This is a genomic window from Psittacicella hinzii, from assembly GCF_003585935.1.
GTDB classification, from domain to species: Bacteria; Pseudomonadota; Gammaproteobacteria; order Enterobacterales; family Psittacicellaceae; genus Psittacicella; species Psittacicella hinzii.
In genome coordinates this window covers 1-3,930 of the sequence record NZ_NRJG01000161.1, presented here as the reverse complement: position 1 = coordinate 3,930, position 3,930 = coordinate 1, and the positions used below count along the sequence as shown (strand labels likewise).

Below are 3,930 nucleotides of genomic sequence, written 5' to 3'. Positions count from 1 at the left end.
TAATTTAGAGATATTGCGATTAGTAGTTTAGTCTAATAGTTATTTATATAGCGATTAATTGTTTGCTCTAAATAGTTATTTATATGCTTAAGTGAAGTTGCTCTAATTTATTTTTATATTTTTAAGATACGCAAAATGGCTAACCCAATGGGTTAGCCATTTAAATTTGTCTAAAAATTAATCTAGACGTAATAATTCGTTAATACCTACTTTGCTACGAGTTTTCGCATCAACTTTTTTCACGATTACTGCGCAGTATAGACTGTATTTACCATCTTTAGAAGGTAAGCTACCAGATACAACTACTGAACCAGCTGGTACACGACCATAGTAGATTTCACCTGTTTCACGGTCATAAATCTTAGTTGATTGACCAATGAATACACCCATTGAAATCACTGAACCTTCTTCAACAATAACACCTTCAACGATTTCTGAACGTGCACCAATAAAACAGTTATCTTCAATAATTGTTGGGTTAGCTTGTAATGGTTCTAACACCCCACCGATACCAACACCACCAGATAAGTGTACGTTTTTACCGATTTGCGCACATGAACCTACAGTTGCCCATGTATCAACCATTGTACCTTCATCAACGTAAGCACCAATGTTTACGTAAGAAGGCATTAAAATTGCGCCTTTAGCAATGTGTGAACCTTTACGTGCTACGGCGTTTGGTACTACACGAATACCAGCTTGCGCAAAGTCTTCAGATGTGTAATCTTTGAATTTAGTATCAACTTTATCGTAGTAGTTAGTTGCACCACTTGTAATGATTTGGTTATCTTTAATACGGAATGATAATAATACCGCTTTTTTTAACCATTGGTGAGTAACCCAAGTACCATCAATTTTTTCAGCTACTCGTAGTTCACCTTTATCTAATTTATTAATTACAAATTCAATTGCTGCTTTTAAATCAGCACTTGCTGTTTGTGGATTAATAGCTGCACGATTTTCAAATTCAGCTTCAATAAAGGCTTGGAGTTCGCTAATATTATATGACATGTCAATCCTTGAAAGTTGTATTGCTTATCTCTATCAATAGAGATCTCGCTAAATCTTGTACAAATAATTTTTATATTATAACAAAATCGTCATAACTGCAAATATGATTTATTTGCATATTTATCTATCTTATCGATCTTAAGCTTCGAGTGATTTTAATAGACTTAAATAAGAAACTAGTTGTTCACGTGTATGCAGCGTACGAGTACCGAGTAATAGATCTATATAGAGACGTGTAAACTTTTGCGTTTTTTCTAATAGGCTCTGTGCACTACTTTTATCTAATTGTGCATAAAGTTCGTAATTAGCAAAACAAGCTGCAAAAGCTTGTTTTTTAGCTTGCGCTTTTTGTTGTTTAGCTTGTTTAAGTTCTATTTGAGCTCGTTGTTCGAGCTCTTTAATTTTAGCAGCTAAACTCGCATCTAAATCTTCTTGGGTAAAGTTAGATTTTTTAGCTACAGTATTTTGGCTTTGTTCTTGCCACAGATGGGTTAGCGATTTTGCTAAAGCGGAGTTTTGTTGTTCTACTTGCTCTTGAGTCGTTTGATTAACTTTTACGGCAGGACTTGCACCTTGGTTTTGACCGTCAGCTAAAAATAACTCATGCATTAAAAGCAAAGTTTGCCCACTAAAGCTATACTTTTGCATTTCTTGCCATTGATAATACTGATATTCTTGGTACTGTAGAGCAAGAGGGTCTTGTTGTTCTAGAGGGATATAGAAATTATCATTAAACGCTTGGTTTGTTTGATAATTAGGAGCAGCATGCTGATTATTAACAAATTGCGCAAAATCAAGTTTTGCTATTTGTTGATGGCTAATAAATCCCTGCTCTTGGATTAAATAGTAAACCTCATTGGCTTCTAGTGGCTGATGTTGATAATCACGATTTAAAGCTTTTATAATCCCTAAATGTTGTAATAAGTTTAACTCAAACTTACGTAGTGATAATTGTAAATGCTCTAAGTCATAAGCATGATAAACATCTAATAGAGCATTTTTATAAATAGTAAATAACTCGGCAGCTTCTTCTGGAGTATGCATTTCGAGTTGTACTAGTTTATAGAGTAATTCATTTAAATACAGGGCACAAAAATTATTTGTTCCTTGGTATTTAATGGCAATACTTTCAACCTCAACCTTATTTATATAGTTATGAAAACGTCCAACTAGTTGTACATGTAAGAGAGAAAAGTATTGGAGTAATGGTCCAGTTGTTGAGCGTTTAGAGCGTGCACTTTTGCAGTAGAGGTGCATTAAACCATATTCTAGACTTAAAAATAATAAACGGGCAGTTGACTCATTGTAATCCTCTTTGTAGAGGATAAAGCCGGTTGTCCACATATCATCTTGTGTCATAAGCAAAGAATTTAGTAAATTTAAAGATAAAAAAAGGGGGAGGAAAAACCTCCGCCTTAAACTCAAAATGTATAATAATTCAATTATAGCATTTAATATTGATAGATGTGAAATTTTCTTTTGTTATAAGCAAAAAAAATCACAGATCCATATTAGTCTAGTTTATACAAGATTGTTGACTAAATTAGACTCTTGTTAGACAAACTTAAAAAGTAGGAGATTAATCTCCTCCTTTTTAAAAGGTAATTTGTATCGTAAAGATTTTATACCCTTAAATAATAGTAGGTGTGTCGTCTTTAGCTTGAACGATTTGCTCGATAGTATTGAGTGCATTCATACGTAGCTCACGTACTTGTTGTACATCAATCGAAGTAACTAAACCAATTAAGCATTCAAAAATTAGCATTTGACTTACACGTACATACATAGTGTCTTGTAGAATATGATAGTCTTTATCATATGCACCACAACTTGTAAAGTTAATGTCAACGCGAATACTTAATTCAGAACGAGCATCGTTACAAATACCAATGGTAAAAATACGATTTTTCTGTAGTAAGGAAATTACTTTTAGAATATCTTTATTATAACCAGAAGATTGAACAGCAATAGCTACATCACCTTTAGATAATAAACAAGCTTTATTTACCATATCGCTAACAGTGGTAGCTGTAATAGTCATTACGCCAATACTGTTAAAACGATTAGCAACTTCTTCGATTAGGCTACGTGCTGAATCTGAACCAAAAATAAATAGACGCGGAGCTAAATGAATTTTATCCGCAGCTAGGCTTAAGTTTGAGTTATTTTTAGCTAAGCTTTGTTTAGTTTCAAGCGTAATACGTGCTAAAAGGTTTGAAGCGCGAGTTAATACGTCTTGTGGTGTTAGCTGTTGGCTAATATCAATGTCGTAAATACGATTTTTAGTTTCGTTTTCGTCTGGGATTTCAAAGTATTCTTCAATGAAGTACTTCTTAAATTCTGTAAACCCTCTAAAGCCTAAGTGTTTACAAAAACGCATTACTGAAGCTTCACCTAAATTAAGGTTTTTCGAAAAACCAACAAGTAAGCTATTACGTAGTAGATCGGGATTGCTAATAATGCGGTTAGCAATGTATTTCATTGATTTAGTAAACTCTTCTTGCTGCGAGCTAAAGTATTTTTCAATAGCGCTTACATTAGGCACGCCTAAAGAATGTTTTTTCTTTTTCTCAGATGAACGATCATTGGCTTCTGAATTATACTTAATTTTTTTAATTTTCATATCTATCGTTCTTATGTTTAGCTTAAGCTTAAGTAGGCTTAAACTCTGGTGTTAATTTATTTATAGTCAGTGAGAAAGGAGTATATTTTTTTCTGGCACAAAGTTTACGATAGCTATAAAAGTAAAAATAACCTACATGCAAGTAAACTTAGTTGAGACTTATAAAAAATCCCTTTTGATATCCGAGAAATAGTAATTAAATTCTTTATTTGCTAGATTCTATCAAGTAAAAACTAACAAATGCGAGAAAATATTAGTTAGAAAATACTATTTACTCTTTTATTATACTCTAAAAC

The 3,930-nt window shown here is 32.7% G+C and carries 3 protein-coding genes; all 3 read right to left on the bottom strand.

Features of this window, described 5'->3' with window-relative positions:
• Positions 1-177: 177 nt before the first annotated feature.
• A complete protein-coding gene (gene dapD / locus CKF58_RS07380) occupies positions 178-999 on the bottom strand; it encodes a 2,3,4,5-tetrahydropyridine-2,6-dicarboxylate N-succinyltransferase (protein WP_119532497.1) in 822 nt (273 codons plus the stop codon).
• Between the two features lie 150 nt (positions 1,000-1,149).
• Positions 1,150-2,370 (bottom strand): DNA repair protein RecO, encoded by a 1,221-nt coding sequence (gene recO, locus CKF58_RS07375; RefSeq protein ID WP_119532495.1) that lies wholly within the window; start codon positions 2,368-2,370, stop codon positions 1,150-1,152.
• A gap of 271 nt (positions 2,371-2,641) precedes the next feature.
• On the bottom strand, positions 2,642-3,634 hold the full coding sequence (locus tag CKF58_RS07370; RefSeq protein ID WP_119532493.1) for a MurR/RpiR family transcriptional regulator: 993 nt from the start codon (positions 3,632-3,634) through the stop codon (positions 2,642-2,644).
• Between the last annotated feature and the right edge of the window lie 296 nt (positions 3,635-3,930).

Excerpts from the sequence above, each read along its gene's own strand:
- recO (WP_119532495.1), bottom strand. The coding sequence starts at position 2,370 with ATGACACAAGATGATATGTGGACAACCGGCTTTATCCTCTACAAAGAG.
- CKF58_RS07370 (WP_119532493.1), bottom strand. The coding sequence starts at position 3,634 with ATGAAAATTAAAAAAATTAAGTATAATTCAGAAGCCAATGATCGTTCA.